The sequence below is a fragment of the Staphylococcus kloosii genome, assembly GCF_032139365.1.
GTDB classification, from domain to species: Bacteria; Bacillota; Bacilli; order Staphylococcales; family Staphylococcaceae; genus Staphylococcus; species Staphylococcus kloosii_A.
Window position 1 is genome coordinate 1 of record NZ_JAVTDB010000014.1, and the last position, 5,459, is coordinate 5,459.

The 5,459-nt window shown below is 35.4% G+C and carries 3 protein-coding genes; all 3 read left to right on the forward strand.

Features of this window, described 5'->3' with window-relative positions:
- The first annotated feature begins 68 nt into the window (after positions 1–68).
- The 3 genes from RPL90_RS01075 to RPL90_RS01085 all read left to right on the forward strand — a co-directional run bounded on the left by RPL90_RS01075 (position 69) and on the right by RPL90_RS01085 (position 5,241).
- On the forward strand, positions 69–1,448 hold the full coding sequence (locus tag RPL90_RS01075; protein WP_313541602.1) for an amino acid permease: 1,380 nt from the start codon (positions 69–71) through the stop codon (positions 1,446–1,448).
- Between the two features lie 257 nt (positions 1,449–1,705).
- Complete coding sequence (ilvD, locus tag RPL90_RS01080) at positions 1,706–3,406, forward strand: dihydroxy-acid dehydratase (protein WP_313541605.1); 1,701 nt, start codon at positions 1,706–1,708, stop codon at positions 3,404–3,406.
- 185 nt (positions 3,407–3,591) lie between these two features.
- Positions 3,592–5,241, forward strand: a complete 1,650-nt coding sequence (locus RPL90_RS01085) for a 5'-nucleotidase C-terminal domain-containing protein (RefSeq protein ID WP_313541599.1) — start codon at positions 3,592–3,594, stop codon at positions 5,239–5,241.
- Positions 5,242–5,459 lie beyond the last annotated feature (218 nt).

Genomic DNA, 5,459 nt, shown 5'->3' on the forward strand with positions numbered 1-5,459 from the left:
AATGGCAATATATGAAAAAACAAAGTATTATAAAAGCGCATACATTTTATAATTTAAGGGGTAAAGATATGGAAGATAAATTACAAAGAGCACTCAGTAATAGACATATTCAATTAATTGCGATTGGGGGCGCAATTGGTACCGGATTGTTTTTAGGTGCAGGTGAATCAATTCATCTCACCGGTCCATCCATATTATTCACGTACATGGTTGTTGGTTTAGCATTATTTTTATTCATGCGTGCGATGGGAGAAATGCTATTATCCGACACTAAATTTAATTCATTTGCTGATATTACTAATGAATTTGTTGGACCATTAGCAGGATTTATTACAGGTTGGTCTTATTGGTTAACTTGGATTGTTTCTGGCATGGCAGAAGTTACGGCCGTTGCTAAATATGTGTCGTTTTGGTTTCCAGAAATTCCAAACTGGTTAACTGCATTAGCATGTGTGTTATTACTAATGTCTTTTAATTTAATGAGTGCCAAATTATTTGGCGAATTAGAATTTTGGTTCGCAATTATTAAAGTATTTACAATATTAGCGTTAATCGTTATCGGTATTATCCTTGTTATTATGGCGTATAAAACACCCTATGGCACATCAAGTTTTACTAATATTTATAGTCATGGTGGCATGTTCCCTCATGGCATATCTGGTTTCTTAATGTCTTTCCAAATGGCTATTTTTTCATTTTTAGGTATTGAAATGATTGGTATTACAGCAGCTGAAACAAAAAACCCACATAAAACGATTCCACAAGCAATTAACAACGTACCCATTAGAATATTATTATTTTATGTTGGTGCGATTGCAGTCATTATTTCAGTTATACCGTGGAATCATTTAAGTCCAGATGATAGCCCATTCGTTAAAGTATTTGGTTTAGCAAGTATCCCATTTGCGGCAGGAATTATTAATTTCGTCGTTTTAACTGCAGCTGCATCGGCTTGTAACAGTGGTATTTTTGCAAATAGCCGTACATTATTTGGTTTAGCCGACAGAAAACAAGCACCACCTCAATTCCAAGCAACGAATCGTAGAGGTATTCCAATTATCGCTATATTAATCACATGTGGGATGTTATCAATATCGGTAATACTCAATTATGTTGTTCCTAATGCTACAACGGTATTTGTTTATATTTCTACCGTTTCAACAGTATTAAATATTTTCATTTGGACATTGATTACATTTTCTTATTATAGATATACAAAAAAACGCCCAAATGAACATAAAAATAGTAAGTTTAAGTTACCAGGCGGACGCGTAACATCCATTATTATTATCATCTTCTTTATCTTTATATTCGGTGTCTTATTAGTTAACCCAGATACACGTACTGCGGTTTACTTCACACCAGTATGGTTAATTATTTTGTCACTCATGTATCTCAAATATTCGAGAGAAAAAGCAAAAGCATATCATGAACAACATAAATATTAACTCACGTTACGACCACACATGATTTAAAAGTGTGGTCTTTTTTTATTGTAACGTTCGCTTTAAATACAGTTATGACTCATTAAAAAGTTTATAACATTCGAGAAAGGCTATATAGTACAAATAACTTTTTAACATTTTATATATAAATCGCCTATTACCTTAACAAACTTATGTATGTTATTATGGCTCAATATTATATATAAAATTCGAACACCTTAGATAGGCAAAAGCAGTTTATTTTACTAGGAGGTATTATGATGAGTTGGGAGAAAAATAACACTAATGAAGGGCAAGATTTACGTATTAAGAGTAAGGTGATTAGCGAAGGCGTTAATCGTACACCAAACCGTTCTTATTTACGTTCACTAGGTTTTGAAGACGAAGATTTCCAAAAACCGATGATTGGGGTTGCAAGTACTTGGAGTGAAGTTACGCCTTGTAACGTACATATCGATGGCCTGGCACGCGCTACAAAAAGAGGTATTAGCGAAACAGGTGCCAATCCATTAATCTTTAATACCATTACTGTTTCTGACGGTATTTCAATGGGTACGGATGGCATGCGCTTTTCATTACCAAGCCGAGAATTAATCGCAGACTCTATCGAATCAGTTGTAAGTGCCGAAAATTTAGATGCCGTTGTAGCAATTGGCGGTTGTGACAAAAACATGCCAGGTTGTATGATCGGGATAGCACGCCTCAACTTACCTGCCGTATTCGTGTATGGCGGCACAGTATTACCAGGGAAATTAGATGGTAAAGATTTAGACGCAGTATCTGCATTCGAAGGCGTTGGTCAATATAACAATGGTGAAATTGATGACAAACAATTGCACAAAGTAGAATGTAATGCATGTCCAGGTGCAGGTTCATGTGGTGGCATGTTTACAGCTAATACGATGTCTTCAGCAATCGAAGCAATGGGTATGAGTTTACCTGGAAGTGCTTCGCACCCAGCAGTATCTGCAGACAAAGCTAAAGACAGCCGTGCTGCAGGCAAAGCCGTTTATAACTTACTAGAACAAGGCATTTATCCTAAAGATATCATGACGAAAGAGGCATTTGAAAATGCAATAACTGTTGCGATGGCACTTGGTGGTTCAACTAATGCTATTTTACATTTATTAGCAATTGCCCACACGATCGAAGTAGATTTAACTTTAGATGATTTTGAAAAAATTCGCCAACGTGTACCTCATATTGCAGACTTACGTCCGAGCGGGAAATATGTCATGTCTCATCTTAATGATGTAGGCGGCGTACCTGGCGTAATGAAATTATTACTTGATAAAGGATTAATTCATGGAGATTGCTTAACAGTTACAGGTAAAACGGTTGCTGAGAACTTAGCCGAAGAAGAAGATCTTACAGACAATAAAGAAATAATAAACTTTGACGAACCTAAACACCCTACTGGCCCACTTGTTATTTTAAAAGGTAATTTAGCGCCAGAAGGTGCCGTTGCCAAAATTTCAGGTCTCAGCGAAACATATATTAAAGGACCAGCAAAAGTATTTGATACAGAAGAAGCAGCTACTAAAGCTATTTTAAATAACAAAATCAAACCTGGTGATATTGTCGTTATTAGATATGCAGGCCCTAAAGGCGGACCAGGTATGCCTGAAATGTTATCTGCTTCATCAATACTTGTCGGTAAAGGGTTAGGCGAGTCTGTAGGTCTATTAACAGATGGTCGTTTCTCTGGCGGTTCACACGGATTAGTTATTGGCCATGCTGCACCAGAAGCACAAGTTGGTGGTCCAATGGCATTATTAGAAGAAAATGACTCAATTACGATAGACGCAGAAAATCGTGAAATCACTTTCGATGTTTCAGACGAAGAACTAGAACGTCGTAAAGCGAACTGGACACAGCCAGAGCTAAAAGTATCACGCGGTACTTTATACAAATATGCACAACTTGTATCTTCAGCCTCAAAAGGTGCGATTACAGATTAATATTGTCATAGACAGCGCGGTCTTATTACAAACGTTACTATCCAAAATGATGACTTTTGGTAGTAACGTTTTTTTATCAATAATTTAGTTCAAAAAGTTTACGTGTTTATGTTAGTTACGAGTTATTTAGTGATATGTAAGTAACTATAAAGTTTTATTTAAATTATGTATTGGAGGTTTTAGTTATGCAGAAAGTAATCGGAGTCATTCTAGGCTTATTACTCTGTTGTACGCTCATTTCGGCTGGTGCATTTGCAGCTGAAAAGAAACAATCAAATCATCATAAAAAGAAGACGACAAAGCATACAATCTTACATACTAACGATATTCACGGCAGAATGGTTGAAGAAAAAGGTTCTGTCATCGGCATGGCGAAACTGAAAACGATTAAAGAACACCAACATCCAGACCTAATGTTAGATGCTGGTGACGCCTTCCAAGGTTTACCTGTTTCCAATAATTCTAAAGGCGAAGAAATGGCAAAAGCTATGAATAGTGTCGGTTACGATGCGATGACTTTAGGTAATCATGAATTTGATTTTGGTTACAAACAATTATTACATTTGCAAAAGCAATTAAACTTCCCTATTATTTCATCAAATGTTTACAAAAATGGCAAACGCCCTTTTAAACCTTCTACGGTTATTAAAAGAAATGGTGTACGTTACGGTATCGTAGCGGTTACTACGCCTGAGACCAAAGTTAAAACGAGACCCGACAGTATTAAAGGTGTTAAATTTGCCGATCCTGTAAGTAGTGCTGAAAAAGAAGCGAAAAAGCTACATAATAAAGCAGATGTCATTGTTGTACTTTCCCATTTAGGTGTAGATCCGGTGACTAAAAAATCATGGCGTGGTGACAATTTAGCACAAGAATTGAACGCTAAAAAATCAATTAAACAACCTGTTATTGTCGTAGATGGCCATTCTCACACAGTTTTAGACAAAGGTGAAACATTCGGCAAAGGTATCGTAGCCCAAACGGGTACCGCATTAGAAAACGTAGGCGATATCACATTTAATTATTCCCATAATAAAGTTAGTCATTTAGCAGCAAAAATGATTAATGTTAAAGAGATAAGTCATCTTAAAGGTAATAAAACAATCGCGCATCAAGTAAATAGCGCAAACAAAAAATTCTTAAAACAAACTTCAAAAGTCGTCAGAGAACATAATAATGTTAAATTTGAAGGCGCTAAAAACATCGCTAGAACTAAAGAAACCAATTTAGGTAATTTAATTACAGACGCTATGGAAAGTTATGGTAATAAAGAATTTAAACATAAACCAGATTTTGCTGTAACAAATGGTGGCGGTATTAGAGCATCGATTGATAAGGGCAAAGTAACTCAAAATAACATCATCACTGTCTTACCTTTTGGTAACACAATTACTCAAATAAGCGTTAAAGGGGGCGACGTTAAAAAAGCATTTGAACACAGTTTAAGTTCACCTACTAAAACAGAAAATCATAAAAAGGTATTAACACCAAATGGCGGTTTCTTACAAGCTTCCAAATCTATACGTGTTACTTATAATTTAAATAAGGCCAAACAACATCGCGTCACATCAATAAAAGTATTAGATAAGCAAACTGGACATTTCAAAAAACTAGACCCAGACAAAAAATATTACGTCGCAACGAATGATTTCACTGCAAATAAAGGCGATGGTTATACAATGTTTGGTGGTAAAAAAGAAGAAGGTATTTCTTTAGATGAAGTTGTAGCAAAATACTTCAAAAAAGCACACTTGAAACAATATGACACAAGTGAGCCACAACGCGTTAAACAACAGAAAAAAGAAAAGTCACACCATAAAGATAAAGCAGCATAATACAATTCAAATCACGACTACTCTGTCGCTTACTATATTTGATCGAATGCCAAAAGTTGTAATTTCGCTTAATAAAGAAAGGCTTGTTTTCTGAAATTTTCAGGAGACAAGCCTTTAAATTTTTTGCCTAAACATAATGATTACACACATTTTATAAATTACACTTTATATAACAAAGTATACCACAATAGGTTTTTTCTCAATTTTAAAGTTGCTAG